A 16,478-nucleotide genomic window follows, 5' to 3' on the forward strand; every position below is an offset into this window, starting at 1 on the left:
GAATTAGCGTTCAGGATTTTTTTTGAAACAATTTAAAATAAAACCAGTCGTTTAATTAAAAACTTTAAATCAATTTTTAATGTTTATACCTTTTCAAGAAACTACAGATTTAATCGAGGAAGTATCTCAAGAAAAAACATTGTCTATTTATAATCTAATTATGGATGGTGGTTTAGGAGGGCAAATTATTATAGCGTTGTTGTTTGTGTTATTAGCAGTTGCGTTATATATCTATTTTGAACGCTTCTTTGCTATTAAAGCAGCTTCTCAAGTAGATAAAAATTTTATGAATCAAATCCGTGATCATATTTCTAGTGGAAAATTAGAAGCGGCTAAGGCGTTATGTGATAATACCAATACTCCGACAGCTAGATTAATTGGGAAAGGAATTTCTAGAATAGGAAAGCCGTTAGATGATATTAATAAAGCAATTGAAAATGCTGGGAAGTTAGAAGTTTATCAATTAGAGAGAAATGTTTCTGTACTAGCAACAATAGCAGGAGCAGCGCCCATGATTGGTTTTCTAGGAACGGTAATCGGAATGATTGTAGCGATTCACGAAATCGCTAATTCAGGAGGTCAAATAGATATTAAAATGCTTTCTGATGGATTGTATACGGCAATGACCACTACAGTTGCAGGTTTAATTGTTGGTATTATTGCTTATGTAACCTATAATCATTTGGTAGTTCGTACCGATAAAGTTGTCTATCAAATGGAAGCTAAATCAGTAGAATTTTTAGATTTATTAAACGAGCCAGTATAATGAATTTACGAGGAAGAAATAAAGTTGATCCTACTTTCAATATGTCGTCTATGACGGATATTGTTTTTTTGCTACTTATCTTTTTTATGTTAACATCTACTTTGGTAACGGTAAGTGCAATAGATGTTTTATTACCAAAAGCGGGTGGGAAAACAGAGAATCAAACTTCAGTAGCGGTAACTATTACTGGAGATTCTTCATTTTATATTGATAAAACGAAAGTAAGTTCAAGCAATTTGGAACGAGAATTGCTGTCTAAAGTAGGGACCGATAAAAAGAAAACGGTTGTCATTCGAGGCGATCAAAATGTTGCTTATAAAAATGTGATGAAAGTTATCGATATCGCAAATAAGAATAAACTTAAAATGATTTTGGCTGTTAAAGGTCAATAAATAAAATTGTCATTCCTGTGTAAACAGAGATTTATCAATAAATGAAGGTTTTAGATACACAACATAAACGTAAATCCGCAATTATAACAGCTGCCATTCTATTGTTATTTCTACTATGGATTTTTAACTATGGAATGAAATACCTTGATCCACCAGTAGAATATGGTTTAGCGATTAATTTTGGAAATTCTGAAGAGGGTAGTGGAGAATCAGTGGAAAACACTAAAACAGCATCCCAACTTAAAGAAAAAGTTGTAGAAGAGCAGCAAGAAGAAACTTCCGAAGAAAAATCAGAAGAAGTTATTGAAGAGAAAGCTGAGGATGCTCCAAAAGAAATAATTAAAGAAGAAGTTATTACTGAAGAAACTTCTAAGGAAGTACCTGTAGTTAAAAAATCAGCACCCAAAAAGACTGAGTCCGTAAAAGAAACTCCTAAAAAAGTTGAGCAAAAAAAAGAAAAACCAAAACCATCTAAGGCAACTACCGATGCTTTAAATAGCTTGCTTAATGGAAATTCTTCCGAAGGACAACCAAAAGGGGAAGGAGACGATAAACAACCAGGAGCAAAAGGAAATGAAAAAGGGGATCCTAACTCTAATAAATACTATGGGAATTCAGGAAGTGGTTCTGGAGGAAACTATAATTTAGCAGGAAGGAAAGCATTATCAAAACCTATACAAAAACCCGATTGCGAAGAAGAAGGGACAGTTGTGGTAAGTATTGAGGTGGATAATAATGGAAAAGTAATTAAAGCAGATCCAGGTGTAAAAGGGTCAACGAATACACATTCATGTTTAAAAAAGGCAGCAAAACAAGCGGCATTGAAAACTAAATGGAATGCCGACAGTAAAGCCCCAGAAAAACAACGAGGGACTATAATTTATAAGTTTTCTTTGTCAAAATAACAACGGGTAAATATTTGTTAAATAATGAAAATATTAGTTACAGGAGCTGCAGGATTTATTGGGTATCATTTAGTTGAAAAATTATTGAATGAAAACCATGAAGTAATCGGATTAGATAATATTAATGATTATTACGAAGTTAGTTTAAAATATAATAGATTAAATCAGCTAGGAATTGATAAAAAGGAAGCAGAAAAATATCATACACTAACAAAGAGCAATATTTATAATGACTCTTTTAAGTTTATCCGAATGAATTTAGAAGATAAACAAGAGTTGTTTTTGTTATTTGAAAACGAAAAGTTTGATGTAGTTTGTAATTTAGCTGCTCAAGCGGGAGTTCGTTACAGTATTGAAAATCCAGATGTATACATACAAAGTAATATTGTTGGTTTTTTAAATATTTTAGAAGTATCAAGAAGTTTTAAAATTAAGCATTTGGTGTATGCGAGTAGTTCAAGTGTTTATGGAGCAAATATCAAAATCCCTTTTGAAGTAGAAGATAGGGTTGATAATCCTGTAAGTTTGTATGCTGCAACTAAAAAAAGTAACGAATTAATGGCACATACTTATAGCCACTTGTATAAAATTCCTACTACAGGGTTGCGATTTTTTACTGTGTATGGCCCATGGGGTAGACCTGATATGGCGCCAATTCTATTTGCAAGAGCAATCAGCAAAAACAAACCTATCAATGTTTTTAATTATGGTAAAATGGAACGCGATTTTACCTATATTGATGATATAGTTGAAAGCGTAAAAAGAGTTCTTGAAAAACCTGTAACTGAAAGAGAATTATATAAACTGTATAATATCGGAAATGGTAGTCCAATTAAATTGTTGGATTTTATTGAAGAAATTGAATCAAATTTAGGAGTAAAAAGTAAAAAAAACATGATGCCAATTCAGCAAGGAGATGTTGAGAGAACTTGGGCAGATGTTTCTGAACTTCAAAAGGATTATAACTATAGTCCGAAAGTAGATGTAAAAACTGGTGTAAAACAATTTATAGATTGGTTTAAAAACTACGAATAAAAAATCAATGGCTTATCAAAAAACACTCGATTGGATGTTTGCTCAGCTTCCTATGTATCAAAGACAAGGTAAAACCGCATTCAAAAAAGACTTAACCAATATTTTAGCTTTTTCTAAAGAATTAAATCACCCTGAAAGGAAATTTAAAAGTATTCATGTAGGTGGAACCAACGGAAAAGGTTCTACAAGCCATATGATAGCTTCCATTTTACAAGAAGCAGGTTGTAAAGTGGGATTGTACACATCGCCACATCTTAAAAATTTTACTGAAAGAATTCGAATAAACGGAGAAGAAATTCCGCAGGGAAAAGTAGTAGAATTTATCACAGAAAATAAAACATTTCTTAAAAAACAAGGTTTATCCTTTTTTGAAATGACCGTGGGTATGGCGTTTGATTATTTTGCAGAGGAAAAAGTTGATATAGCGGTAGTTGAGGTAGGTTTAGGAGGTAGATTAGACTCTACAAATATTATAACACCAGAAGTTTCTGTAATTACAAATATTGGATTAGATCACACACAGTTTCTAGGAGAAACGTTGCCTGAAATAGCAGTTGAAAAAGCAGGAATTATTAAGGAAAATGTTCCGGTGGTAATAGGAGAAAGACAATCAGAAATAGAAGGGGTATTTAAAACAAAAGCAATTGTAAATAATGCTGAAATTACTTTTGCTTCGGATGATAATTGGGTATATAAAACAGATTTATTAGGGGATTACCAAAAAAACAATACGAAAACAGCGGTTGCAGCTATTCAAAAATTAGAAGGATTTAAAATTTCTGAAGAAAATATAACCAAAGGATTATTGAATGTTGTAAAAAACACAAACCTAAAAGGGAGATGGCAAATTTTACAAGAAAATCCGAAAATAATTTGTGATACAGCGCACAACAAAGAAGGGTTGCAGTATGTAATACAACAATTAAAAAAAGAAAAATTTGAGAGGATGCATATCGTTTTAGGGGTCGTTTCGGATAAGAAATTAGATGAAATTTTACCAATGTTTCCAAAAAAAAGCTCATATTATTTTTGTAAACCAGATATTCCAAGAGGATTATCAGAAATTATTTTACAAGAAAAAGCAAAAGAGTTTGGCTTATTTGGAGAGGTTTTCGAATCTGTGAATCAGGCACTTGAAGAAGCTTTGTCATCAGCAAAAGAAAGCGATGTTGTCTTTATTGGAGGGAGTACTTTTGTCGTTGCTGAGGTTTTGTAGAAAAAAGTAGAAAAAAGTTATTGCTAATATCTAAAACTGTTATATATTTGCATCCGCAATTAACAATTAAGGGCGCGTAGCTCAGTTGGTTCAGAGCACTTGGTTTACACCCAAGGGGTCAGGGGTTCGAATCCCTTCGCGCCCACTAAGAAACCTTAATGTTAATTGCGAAAAAGGGCGCGTAGCTCAGTTGGTTCAGAGCACTTGGTTTACACCCAAGGGGTCAGGGGTTCGAATCCCTTCGCGCCCACTGGATAATCCTCATCAAAACGATGAGGATTTTTTTGTTTAATAGTATTGTTTTAATGTTGTTTTTTGTAATTTCGAGGTTCGTATAGATTCATAAAAATTAATGAATATCAATAAAATTGCAGTTATTGGATTAGGGTATGTGGGGTTGCCATTAGCAAGATTGTTTGCAACAAAATATTCTGTTGTAGGTTATGATCTTAATCAAGAGCGTATAGCTGAATTAGTGTCAGGAATAGATTCTACACTGGAAGTATCCAGTAAGGAGCTTAAAAGTGTTTTAAATAAAAAAAACACTTCGAGTAGAGGGCTGTTTTGTTCATCAGTGCTAGAAGATGTGAAAAATTGTAATATTTATATAGTTACAGTACCTACGCCTATAGATAAAAATAATCGACCTGTTTTAAAACCTTTACTAAAGGTAAGTAAAGCTGTCGGATCAGTTTTAAAAAAAGGAGATTTGGTAATATATGAATCTACTGTATATCCAGGAGTGACAGAAGAAGAATGTGTTCCTGTTCTTGAAAATGTTTCTGGGTTAATATTTAATAAAGATTTTTTTGTAGGGTATTCACCTGAGAGGGTTAATCCAGGAGATAGAAAGCATACGGTCGAAAACATTTTAAAAGTAACATCAGGATCAACTTCAGAGATTGCGGTTAAAGTCGATGAGTTATATAAATCTGTTATAAAAGCAGGTACTCATTTAGCACCAAGTATAAAAGTAGCAGAAGCGGCAAAAGTAATTGAGAATTCTCAAAGGGATATCAATATAGCTTTTGTTAATGAATTAGCTAAGATTTTCGGATTGATGAATATTAATACAAACGATGTTTTAGAAGCAGCTGGGACAAAATGGAATTTTTTACCGTTTAAGCCAGGGTTAGTGGGAGGGCATTGTATTGGTGTGGATCCGTATTATTTAGCTCAAAAAGCTCAAGAGTTTGGGTATCATCCAGGAATCATTTTAGCCGGAAGAAGGTTGAATGATGGAATGGGGGAATATGTAGCTTCTCAGGTTATTAAGTTGATGATTGATAAAGATTTAAAAATTAAAAACGCTAGCGTTTTAATATTAGGAATTACCTTTAAAGAAAACTGCCCTGATGTAAGAAATACAAAAGTGGTTGATGTTATTTCTTCATTGAGAGAATATGGTGCAAATGTTGAAGTTTATGATCCATGGGCAGATGAAAAAGAGGTAATGAATGAATATAAGGTTTTGTCATCTAAAGAAATTCCACAAAAAAAATTCGATGCAATTGTTTTGGCAGTTGCTCATAATGAATTTAAAGACCTGAATTTAGATCTTTTAAGAAAAGAGGAATCAATAGTTTATGATGTTAAAAACGTATTAGCAAAGGATAAGAGAGATAAAGCATTATAATGAAGAATTTTGCACTTTTAGGAGTAGGAGGATATATAGCTCCAAGACATTTGAAAGCAATTAAAGATACTAACAATAATTTAATTGCTTCGTTAGATAAGTTTGATAGTGTTGGTATTTTAGATAGTTTTTTTCCGAATTCTGATTTTTTTGTTGAGTTTGAACGTTTTGATCGTCATATAGAAAAGCTAAAGCGCCAGCAGAACATACAGTTAGATTATGTAAGTATTTGTACTCCGAATTACTTGCATGATTCCCATATACGCATGGCACTACGAAGAGGAGCAGATGCAATTTGTGAAAAGCCTTTAGTTTTAAATCCGTGGAACTTAGAAGCACTTCAGTCTATAGAGAAGGAGTCTTATAGTAAGGTGAATACAATTTTACAGTTACGATTACATCCTAGTATTATTGAGTTAAAAAGAAAAGTTGATTTAGAGAATAAAAATAAAAAGTACGATGTTGATTTGACGTATATCACTTCACGAGGGAATTGGTATGATGTTTCATGGAAAGGAGACGAAAGTAAATCAGGAGGAATAGCCACAAATATTGGAATTCATTTCTTTGATATGTTATCTTGGGTTTTTGGAGATGTACAAGAAAACATTGTGCATTTGAGAGAAAAAGATAAATCTGCTGGGTATTTAGAGTTTGAACATGCGAGAGTGCGTTGGTTTTTATCTATTGATGAAAAGACATTGCCGAATGAAATTAAACAAAAAGGACAAAGAACCTATCGTTCTATAACAGTTGATGGAGATGAGATTGAGTTTAGTGGAGGCTTTACTGATTTACATACAAAAAGCTATCAAGAAATTTTAAAAGGAAACGGTTTTAGCTTGCAAGATGCTAAGCAATCTATTGAAATTGCACATACAATACGAAACAAGAAGCTAGAGATTAAAGGAGAAAAGCATTTATTTTTATAAGATAAAGAATATATTTGCAGTCAAAAAGAAGAAAAAAAGAAATAAAATGAAAATAGGAATAACATTTAGTGCGTTCGATTTACTTCATGCAGGTCATATAAAAATGTTAGAAGAGGCAAAAAGACAATGTGATTATTTAATTTGTGCACTCCAAACTGACCCTACCTTAGATAGACCAGAAAAAAATAGACCCGTTCAATCTGTTGTTGAAAGATACATTCAATTAAAAGGGTGTAGGTATGTAGATGAGATTGTGCCTTATGCGACAGAACAAGACTTAGAAGATGTTTTGCGTTCATTTAAAATAGACGTTAGAGTTATTGGAGATGAGTATGCAAATAAACAGTTTACAGGTAGAGATTATTGTGAGAAAAAAGGAATAAAACTTTATTTTAATAAAAGAGAACACCGTTTTTCAAGCAGTGGTTTGCGTAAGGAGGTTCAAGAAAAAGAAAATTTAAAAAATAAAGATAAATAATGAATATAACTGTTGTAGGAACGGGGTATGTAGGATTAGTATCGGGCACCTGTTTTTCAGAAATGGGAAATAGAGTAACTTGTGTAGATATAGATCAACATAAAATAGATAAACTACATGAAGGCATTATTCCAATTTATGAACCAGGTTTAGAGGTAATGGTTTTAAAGAATGTAGAGAATAGAAATCTTTTTTTTACAACAAAGTTAGAAGATGCTATAAAAGATTCAGAAATTGTTTTTATAGCAGTAGGAACTCCAATGGGGAGTGATGGTTCAGCTGATTTAAAATTTGTTTTATCGGTAGCGAGAGAAATTGGTCAAAAGATGCAACATAGGTTAGTTGTTGTTGATAAGTCTACTGTTCCTGTTGGGACTGCAGATAAAGTAAAGGAAACGATTCAGGAAGAGCTTAATAAAAGGGGAGTTACAATTGATTTCGATGTAGTTTCAAATCCAGAATTTTTAAAAGAAGGGGCAGCTATTAATGACTTTATGAAACCAGATAGAGTTGTGATTGGAGCCGAAAGTGAATATGCATTTGATAAGATGAGACAATTATATTCTCCTTTTACGATGTCTCATGAAAGATTTATAGCGATGGATATACGTTCTGCAGAAATGACAAAATATGCGGCGAACGCTATGTTAGCAACAAAAATTTCTTTTATGAATGAGATTGCTAATATTTGTGAAAGAGTTGGAGCTGACGCTAATCAAGTTAGAATTGGTATCGGATCGGATTCTAGGATTGGGTATAGTTTTATATATCCTGGAGCTGGTTATGGAGGGTCATGTTTTCCTAAAGATGTAAAAGCATTAAAGAAGATTGCAGAAGAGAATAATTACAATGCAGAATTAATTAAAGCTGTAGAACAGGTTAATGATAGACAAAAGTTAGTTATAGCTGATAAAATTATAAAGCATTTTGGGGAGAATTTAACAGGAGTGAGTTTTGCTGTTTGGGGATTGGCTTTTAAACCAGGAACGGATGATATGAGAGAAGCTCCGGCCATATATGTAATTAAAGAATTAGTAAAAAGAGGGGCGAAAATAAAAGCATATGACCCTAAAGCGATAGAAGAAGCAAAGCATTTTTATTTAAAGGATGTTGAAAACGTAGAATATTTTCAAACAAAATATGAAGTTTTGAAAGATAGTAATGCTCTGGTCTTATTAACGGAATGGAAAGAGTTTAGATCTCCAGATTTTGAGGAGATTAAGAATCAATTAATCGAACCAGTCATTTTTGATGGTAGAAATCAATATATAGCATATAATCTTGAAGAGAAAGGTGTGCAGTATTATAGGATAGGTAAGTAAATATGATTAGAGAACTTAATTATTTTTTAAAATTAGCACCTATTTTGCAACAAAAGATTTGTGAAGGTAATAGAATAGTACTAGAATTTAACAAGGTTTCTGAAGGAGATAATGTTGGAGAAAGTAGGGAAATTTTAGGAGTTAAAAATTTTATTTCTATAGTTTCAAAAGGAAAACTAGTAGCTAATAAATTAACAGATTTAATTAAAGAGTTTAAAGCATATCTTGTTGGTAAAAAAAACACAAACAATTTGGATGTGAGTTTCTGTTACTTTTCAAATTTATCAATGCTTCTGGTAATTTATTTATTCAGTTGCCCCCAAAAAACAAGTCAACAAAAGAAAGACCTGTTTTTTTCGAAAACAGAAATGCGGTACGTTTTAAATGCAAATTAAGTAATCTTACACCTATTATTTTCTTTGTTGAAAGGTTATATATAGCAACTATGAAAAAAAATAAAATTATCAATGTTGTTTTAAGTGGAGGTTCAGGAACTAGGTTGTGGCCATTATCTAGAGCAAGTAAACCCAAACAATTCTTAAAGATTTTTGATAAAAAATCTTTGTTTCAACATACAGTTAAGAGAAATAGTAATATCGTTGATGAATATATGATAATAACAAATTCATTGCAAATTGTTGAAGCAGAAGAGCAATCTAAAGATATAGGTTTTTCAATATCAAAAAAGATCATAGAGCCAATTGGAAGGAATACAGCTCCAGCTATAGCATTGGCTGCTTTTGATTTAAAAGGAGATGATATTATGATTGTAACTCCTTCTGATCATATGATTAACAATCCTAATTCTTATGAAAAAGCTATGAAAAGAGCTATAGAGCTTGCTGAAGAAGATTACTTAGTAACATTTGGAATTACACCAACTTCTCCAAATACAGGTTTTGGTTATATTGAATACGAAAATGAAGAAGTATTGAGTTTCAGAGAGAAGCCTGACTTTAAGACAGCTGAAGAATTTTTGAAGAAAGGTAACTTTAGTTGGAATAGCGGAATTTTTTGTTTTAAAGCTTCTGTTTTTTTACAAGAACTGGAGAAGTATAATGTTGAAATGTATTTAGCTTGTGTAGAGGCTTATAAAACGATAGAGAATGGTTTAATTGATTTAGGAGCCATGAAAAATATTCCTGCAGATAGTATAGATTATGCCGTTTTAGAAAAGAGCAAAAAAATTAAAACAATTTCATCTAATTTTTATTGGACTGATTTAGGAACTTTTGATTCCATTATAAACTATTTTGAAGAATCAAATCAAGTAGATGGTCTATCAAAAACAGAAGACGAGTCTGGTTTTAATTTTTCAAAGAAAAAAGTATTTTCATCAATTGACAATCTAATTATAGTAGATACAGATGATTGCCTTTTAGTTTTAAAGAGAAATGAAACAGATGCAGTTAAAGAAATATACAACAAGATTAAGATTGAAAATATAGAACTAACAGAATAGTTTTAAATAAATGAAAAAAGAAGATAAAATATATATAGCAGGGCATAAAGGCATGGTAGGATCTGCTATTTGGAGAGTTTTAGTCTCTAAAGGATATAAAAATATTATAGGACGTACGAGTAAAGAACTAGATTTAAGAAACCAGCAAGAAGTTTTAGCTTTTTTTGAAGAAGAAAAACCAGATGTAGTAATTGATGCCGCTGCAAGAGTGGGGGGAATTTTGGCAAATAATAATTATCCATATCAATTTATTATGGAGAATATGCAAATTCAAAATAACTTAATAGATATTGCTTTAAAAAATGAAGTTGAAAAATTTATATTTTTAGGAAGTTCATGTATATACCCTAAGTTAGCAAAACAACCGCTTAAAGAAGAGTATTTATTAACGGATTCTTTAGAGCCCACTAATGAATGGTATGCCATTGCGAAAATAACAGGAGTAAAAGCTTGTCAAGCTATAAGAAAACAGTTTAATAAAGATTATGTGAGTTTAATGCCAACTAACTTATATGGGACTCATGATAATTTTGATCTAGAAACATCTCATGTATTACCAGCAATGCTTCGAAAATTTTATGAAGCCAAAGAAAATGGAAATGCACCTGTAACTTTATGGGGAAGCGGTACACCAATGCGCGAATTTTTATTTGTTGATGATATGGCAGAGGCCGTTGTTTTTGCATTAGAGAATAAATTGCCAGACTATTTATACAATGTGGGAACAGGAGAAGATTTAACAATTAAAGAATTAGCAGAAACTATTCAAAAAGTTGTTGGCCATACTGGAAATTTAATTTGGGATAAAACAAAACCAGATGGAACCCCAAGAAAATTAATGGATATTTCGAGAATGCATTCTTTAGGGTGGAAGCATCAAATAAATTTAGAAAGAGGAATTCAAAAAACTTATGACTGGTTTTTAAGTAATATTAAAGAAATTAAAGAAGTAAAATTGTAAAAGAATGAAGGTAGCATTAATAACAGGAGTAACTGGACAAGACGGAGCATATTTAAGTGAGTTTTTATTAAAAAAAGGATATCAAGTTCACGGTATGAAAAGAAGATCTTCTTTATTTAATACAGATAGAATTGATCATTTATATCAAGACCCTCATGTTGACAATCGTAATTTCTTTTTGCATTATGGAGATATGACAGATAGTACTAATATCACTCGTTTGATTAAAGAAATTCAACCAGATGAAATCTATAATTTGGCAGCTATGAGTCATGTAGCTGTTTCTTTTGAAACACCAGAATATACTGGTAATGCTGATGGATTAGGAACGCTTCGTATTTTAGATGCTGTAAGATTACTTGGCTTAGAAAAGAAAACTAGAATTTATCAAGCTTCAACATCTGAACTCTATGGAAAGGTTCAAGAAGTTCCTCAGTCAGAAACTACTCCGTTTTATCCGCGTTCACCTTATGCAGTTGCAAAAATGTATGCTTATTGGATTACGGTAAATTATCGAGAAGCTTATGGAATGTACACTTGCAATGGAATTTTATTTAACCACGAATCTCCTTTACGTGGAGAAACTTTCGTAACACGTAAAATTACAAGAGCAACGTCTAGAATAGCTTTAGGATTACAAGATAAATTTTATTTAGGGAATTTAGATGCAAAAAGAGACTGGGGACATGCAAAAGATTATGTCAGAATGATGTGGATGATATTACAAGCTGAAGAGGCTGAAGATTGGGTTATTGCTACAGGAAAAACAACAACAGTTAGAGATTTTGTGAAAATGAGTTTCGCTGAAGTTGGAATTGAATTAGAATTTAAAGGAGAGGGTGTTGATGAGAAAGCATTTGTAAAAGCTTGTAATAAGTCTGAATACCAAATTCAAATAGGTAAGGAGGTTTTATCAGTTGATCCCAAGTATTTTAGACCTACAGAGGTAGATTTGCTAATTGGAGACCCTACAAAAGCAAAAACAAAGTTAGGTTGGGTTCCTGAACATGATTTAGCATCATTAGTAAAAGATATGATGAAAAGTGATGTTAAGTTGATGAAGAAAGATCAATACTTAAAAGAAGGTGGATATACTACTCTAAACTATTTTGAGTAATTACTATAATTTTTTTTACTAAAACTTTTGAGTTAATGAATTCTTACAAAAAAATTGTAAAAACAACAGGGTTAATTGGTTTAGTACAAGTATTCAAGTTGTTTTTTGGTTTTGCACAGAATAAAGTTTTAGCCGTTTTATTAGGTCCTTCTGGTATAGGTATTTGGGGGCTATATAATTCTTTTGTTCAATTAGTTTCATCTTTTTCTACCTTAGGAATGGATCAAGCAGGTGTTAAGCAAATTGCAGAAAAAGGAGATGATAAAACTAAAGTACATAAAATTATATGGGTTTTCAGGATTACTATTTATATAGTGTCTTCATTATTTACAATTTTTGTTATTTTTAAGTCAAAATATATTAGTAAACTTTTATTTGGAAATGAGAATTATTTTGAAGGTATTATTGTTGTGTCTTTTGCTATTTTCTTTAATAGTGTTTCTCAATGTCAAGTATCTATTTTAAATGGATTAAGAGATATAAAAAGTATAGCTAAGAGTCAAATTTCTGGAGTAGTTTTAGGAGGTGTTTTTGCAGTAGTTTTTGTAACTTTTTATAAGGAAAAAGGAATACCTTTTTTTATTCTTATCGTTAGTTTGGCTACAGTTTTTTTTTCGGGTATTTTTTTGCGAAAACATAAAATAAAAAATGTTAAATCGAATTTCACTGAATTTAGAAAAGAATTTTATTCATTATTTTCTGTAGGCATAGGGATTGCTTATTCTGCAGTATTGGTAGCTATTACAACTTATTTAATTCAAGTTTATTTAAGACGAAAGTTTGGGCTAGAAATATTAGGGATTTATAATGCTAGTTTTACAATATCTAATATATATATAGGTGTAATTTTAAGTGCAATGGGGGTTGATTTAATGCCTAGGCTATCAAAGGTTGTACAAAATAAGAAAGAAGTAGATAGTTTACTTAATAATCAAATGGAATTAGGAGTTTTGATATCAAGTTTAGGTGTAATAATTGTTATAATGTTCTCTCCTTTTATATTATCTTTATTATATTCTGATAAGTTTATTTTAGGAAAAGAAATAATTAGATGGCAAGTTTTAGGTGTCTTTTTACGTGTATTAGCTTTTCCTTTAGGGTACCTCTTAATTATAAAAAAGAAAACGGTAAAGTATATTATTGTTCAAACAACTATGTGGTTGGGTAACTATATTTTATTAGTTATTCTAGTAGAATATTTTGGGGTTAAAGCATTAGGGATTAATTATCTTTTGGCTTATGTTTTATACGTGTTAATTCTGTATTTTTTTACTTACAGGGAATTCAAAATTTCAACACTATTAAGAAAGGTGTTTTTAAGTAGTATTTCCATTATATTAATTTCTTGGTTTTTAACATTTTATGTTTCAGGTATGTATTTCTACTTTTTTGGAGGGCTATTATTGATATTAAATATAATATGGATTATTAATACTTTAAATAAAGAGATGGGTATTAATATTTTCTCTTTTTTGAAAATTAAAAATGATTAAATTATGAATTTTTTAAAAAAAACTGTTGATTCAATAGAGTATAAACTGGCTTTGCTTACTAATAAAAGTTTTACAAATTATTTAAGACGTAAAGGTATTAAAGTAGGAGAAAATGTTTTGTTTACTAATAGAAAAACGTTAGATATTGATTTACATAAACCATCTTTAGTTGAGATCGGTAATAATGTATTTATTAATAGAGGGTTTAGTTTGCTAACCCACGATTATGTTTCTCACGTATTTCTTAATATTTATCATGATTATATGTTTCTTCTACAGGTAAAGTTAAGATTGGAAACAATGTAGCTTTTGGGAGAAATGTGAGTATTTTAAAAGGGTGCACAATAGGAGACAATGTTTTTATTGGTTTTGGTTCTATAGTAACAAAGGACATACCATCTAATTGTTGGCTGTAGGTATACCAGCAAAAGTAGTATGTACAATTGATGAATATTATAAAAAAAGAAAAAGTTTATATATGGAAGAAGCTTTTGAATACGCAAGAAGTATTAAAGAAGTTTTTAAAAGAAAGCCTAAAATATCTGATTTCTATGAAGAGTTTCCTTTATTTGTTGATGGGAATAAAAGTTATAAATATACAAGTGTATTACCAATAAAATCACAATATGGAGATTCATTTAATAATTATGTAAATGAACATAAGCTATATTTAATGGATTTGAAGAGTTTCTAATTAAAGCGAATATAAATGAAAAAAATAATTAGATTTATAATTAAGGTATTTAAATATCTTTATAGAGAAACTATACTACACTTATTGTGGTATTTTTCTTCTTATTTCCCAATGTTTCCTACATTAATGTTTACAAAAGGACGTTCTTTCTTTTGGAGGTTAATAGGTGTGCAAATTGGTAAAAAAGTGCAAATAAATTATGGTAATTATTTAGATGTACCTTCTGCCAAAAGATTAATAATAGAAGATAATGTTTTAATTGCGTCTGAATGTTTGTTTCTGTTACACAAAAGAGATATGAGTAAATATACCGGTTTTAATTTACAAAACTCTTTACCTATGAAGGAAGCGTATATTAAAATATGTAAAAATGCTTCTATTGGTATGAGAACTGTTATTTTACCTGGTGTAACTATTGGTGAGGGTGCTGTGGTTGGGGCTAATTCTTTAGTCGTTAAAGATATACCACCATATACAATTGCGGTTGGGAATCCAGCAAGAGTTATTAAATATATAAAGAAGAATTAGAATGATAAATGTTGGAGTGTATCTTAATGATTATAAAAATAGCGATGTCTGGGAGAATATTATTTTAGATGAAATCTCAAGAGAAAAAAATTTTAATGTTATTCTGATAAAGAATGAAGTAAAATTTGAGAAGAAGACTAATAAAAAAACTAGTGCATTAAAGTTTTTACTATTACACTTTCAAATTAAAATAGAAAATATTGTATTAAAAACATTTTCAAAAAAATCAAAAAATCAAAAAATCAAAAAATCATTTTTAAAAGAGAATAATTTTGATTTTATAGTAAATTTTAGTCATAACATAAAAAAAGAAATTTTAATTGAAAAAGCTAATATAGGATTGTTAGAAGTTTTTAAAGATAGTTTTTTAATATATAAGTACAATTTATTGTGTATTAACGAGGTAGTTAAAAAGATGCCCTGCGTAAACCTTAAATTAAAAGTTTACAATAAAAAAATAAATAAAGGTGTTTTTATTGAGGACATGTTTTTTACCTATGATTGGAAAGGAAGTAAAAATTTAGCATCTTTAAGTGTTAGAGTTTCTAAATTTTTAATTAAAAATATAAATATATATATAATAAATGAAAGAGAATACAATATTTGTAAAAATAAAACAGAAAATTTTGAAGAAAGAATTTCTATATACACTCAATTTATTTACATAATTAAATTCTATTTAATGATTTTTAAAAGATTTTATAAATCCTTATTATATAAGTTTTTTAATAGAAAAAAGGATAATTGGACATTAGTTTTTGGAAATAATTATAGTAAAAATAAATTTTTTAAAAATTTAAAACCAGTAGTATTACCAAAGGATGAATTTTGGGCAGATCCTTTTTTATTTAAATTTAAAAAAGAATATTATGTTTTTTTTGAAAAATACATAAATAAAATAGGTAGAGGAATTATCTCATGTGGTAAACTTGTGAATGGTGAAATTAATGATATTGAAGATGTTCTAATAACAGATTATCATTTGTCGTATCCTAATGTTTTTGAAGAGGAAGGAGAAATTTACATGATACCAGAAATAAGTGAAAAGAGAAGATTAGAGATATATAAGTGTATAAACTTTCCTAATCAATGGGAGTTATACTCTTATGCTTTTGATGGTGAATATGTAGTTGATACTATATACTATAAGGATGAGAACAATAATAAATGGCTGTTTTTAAGTAAAACAAACAATAATTTAAATGATAACTGTTCTGAATTATACATTTATCAAATAGATTCACTAAAATTAAATAAGGTAATTAATCATAAGCAAAACCCAATTTTTGCTGATTGTAGAAAATCTAGAAATGCAGGAGCAATACTTAAGCTTAATAATAAACTAATCAGACCATCGCAAAATAATAGTTATGGTATCTATGGATACAACATTAATTTTAATCAAATAAAAGTATTGAATATAGAAGAATATAAAGAAGAAAATATTAAAATCCATAACAATAGTTTTAAAAAATACAAACGTGTGCATCATTTCCACTTTTTAGATGAAATATTTGTTTTTGATTGTTATCTAAATTAAA

At 30.0% G+C, this 16,478-nt stretch carries 18 protein-coding genes and 2 tRNA genes; all 20 read left to right on the top strand.

The features are described from left to right. Positions 1-79 precede the first annotated feature (79 nt). The 20 genes from C7447_RS11595 (at position 80) to C7447_RS11685 (ending at position 16,477) form a co-directional block, all read left to right on the top strand. The gene (locus C7447_RS11595; RefSeq protein WP_148870687.1) at positions 80-766 is read left to right on the top strand and encodes a MotA/TolQ/ExbB proton channel family protein; all 687 of its coding nucleotides are present in this window, start codon (positions 80-82) and stop codon (positions 764-766) included. Next, the gene (locus C7447_RS11600) at positions 766-1,158 is read left to right on the top strand and encodes an ExbD/TolR family protein (RefSeq protein ID WP_148870688.1); all 393 of its coding nucleotides are present in this window, start codon (positions 766-768) and stop codon (positions 1,156-1,158) included. Before C7447_RS11595 ends, C7447_RS11600 begins: the two co-directional genes overlap by 1 nt. A 41-nt stretch (positions 1,159-1,199) precedes the next feature. Next, positions 1,200-2,063 (top strand): energy transducer TonB, encoded by an 864-nt coding sequence (locus C7447_RS11605; RefSeq protein WP_148870689.1) that lies wholly within the window; start codon positions 1,200-1,202, stop codon positions 2,061-2,063. A gap of 24 nt (positions 2,064-2,087) precedes the next feature. Next, complete coding sequence (locus C7447_RS11610; protein ID WP_148870690.1) at positions 2,088-3,098, top strand: NAD-dependent epimerase; 1,011 nt, start codon at positions 2,088-2,090, stop codon at positions 3,096-3,098. Between the two features lie 7 nt (positions 3,099-3,105). Then, positions 3,106-4,314 (top strand): bifunctional folylpolyglutamate synthase/dihydrofolate synthase, encoded by a 1,209-nt coding sequence (locus tag C7447_RS11615; RefSeq protein WP_148870691.1) that lies wholly within the window; start codon positions 3,106-3,108, stop codon positions 4,312-4,314. Positions 4,315-4,384: 70 nt separating this feature from the next. Then, a tRNA-Val gene (locus tag C7447_RS11620) sits at positions 4,385-4,459 on the top strand. A gap of 30 nt (positions 4,460-4,489) precedes the next feature. Further along, positions 4,490-4,564: transfer RNA gene (locus C7447_RS11625), tRNA-Val, on the top strand. A 102-nt stretch (positions 4,565-4,666) separates the two neighbouring features. Beyond that, complete coding sequence (locus tag C7447_RS11630; protein ID WP_148870692.1) at positions 4,667-5,950, top strand: nucleotide sugar dehydrogenase; 1,284 nt, start codon at positions 4,667-4,669, stop codon at positions 5,948-5,950. Continuing rightward, entirely contained in the window at positions 5,950-6,882 is a 933-nt protein-coding gene (locus tag C7447_RS11635) for a Gfo/Idh/MocA family oxidoreductase (RefSeq protein ID WP_148870693.1), read from the top strand. Before C7447_RS11630 ends, C7447_RS11635 begins: the two co-directional genes overlap by 1 nt. A 46-nt stretch (positions 6,883-6,928) precedes the next feature. Next, positions 6,929-7,360 carry an adenylyltransferase/cytidyltransferase family protein gene (locus C7447_RS11640; RefSeq protein ID WP_148870694.1) on the top strand — a complete coding sequence of 144 codons (432 nt, stop codon included), beginning with the start codon at positions 6,929-6,931 and terminating at the stop codon, positions 7,358-7,360. Next, positions 7,360-8,682 (top strand): UDP-glucose dehydrogenase family protein, encoded by a 1,323-nt coding sequence (locus C7447_RS11645; RefSeq protein ID WP_148870695.1) that lies wholly within the window; start codon positions 7,360-7,362, stop codon positions 8,680-8,682. The genes C7447_RS11640 and C7447_RS11645 overlap by 1 nt, the downstream gene beginning before the upstream one ends. 2 nt (positions 8,683-8,684) lie before the next feature. After that, the gene (locus C7447_RS11650; protein WP_148870696.1) at positions 8,685-9,077 is read left to right on the top strand and encodes a hypothetical protein; all 393 of its coding nucleotides are present in this window, start codon (positions 8,685-8,687) and stop codon (positions 9,075-9,077) included. A 50-nt stretch (positions 9,078-9,127) separates the two neighbouring features. Then, a complete protein-coding gene (locus C7447_RS11655) occupies positions 9,128-10,144 on the top strand; it encodes a mannose-1-phosphate guanylyltransferase (RefSeq protein WP_148870697.1) in 1,017 nt (338 codons plus the stop codon). A 10-nt stretch (positions 10,145-10,154) separates the two neighbouring features. Further along, positions 10,155-11,105 (top strand): GDP-L-fucose synthase family protein, encoded by a 951-nt coding sequence (locus C7447_RS11660; protein ID WP_148870698.1) that lies wholly within the window; start codon positions 10,155-10,157, stop codon positions 11,103-11,105. Positions 11,106-11,109: 4 nt separating this feature from the next. Then, the gene (gene gmd, locus C7447_RS11665) at positions 11,110-12,222 is read left to right on the top strand and encodes a GDP-mannose 4,6-dehydratase (protein ID WP_148870699.1); all 1,113 of its coding nucleotides are present in this window, start codon (positions 11,110-11,112) and stop codon (positions 12,220-12,222) included. A gap of 35 nt (positions 12,223-12,257) precedes the next feature. Beyond that, on the top strand, positions 12,258-13,715 hold the full coding sequence (locus tag C7447_RS11670) for an O-antigen translocase (protein WP_148870700.1): 1,458 nt from the start codon (positions 12,258-12,260) through the stop codon (positions 13,713-13,715). A gap of 290 nt (positions 13,716-14,005) precedes the next feature. Beyond that, positions 14,006-14,131: an LbetaH domain-containing protein gene (locus C7447_RS15105; RefSeq protein ID WP_394343763.1), complete on the top strand. Its 126-nt coding sequence runs from the start codon at positions 14,006-14,008 to the stop codon at positions 14,129-14,131. Continuing rightward, positions 14,122-14,409: a hypothetical protein gene (locus C7447_RS11675; protein WP_211354925.1), complete on the top strand. Its 288-nt coding sequence runs from the start codon at positions 14,122-14,124 to the stop codon at positions 14,407-14,409. The genes C7447_RS15105 and C7447_RS11675 overlap by 10 nt, the downstream gene beginning before the upstream one ends. A gap of 15 nt (positions 14,410-14,424) precedes the next feature. Further along, positions 14,425-14,937: an acyltransferase gene (locus C7447_RS11680; RefSeq protein WP_148870701.1), complete on the top strand. Its 513-nt coding sequence runs from the start codon at positions 14,425-14,427 to the stop codon at positions 14,935-14,937. A 1-nt stretch (position 14,938) separates the two neighbouring features. Continuing rightward, positions 14,939-16,477: a glucosamine inositolphosphorylceramide transferase family protein gene (locus C7447_RS11685; protein ID WP_148870702.1), complete on the top strand. Its 1,539-nt coding sequence runs from the start codon at positions 14,939-14,941 to the stop codon at positions 16,475-16,477. The last annotated feature ends 1 nt before the right edge of the window (position 16,478 follow it).

The organism is Tenacibaculum adriaticum, assembly GCF_008124875.1.
Taxonomy (GTDB): Bacteria; Bacteroidota; Bacteroidia; order Flavobacteriales; family Flavobacteriaceae; genus Polaribacter; species Polaribacter adriaticus.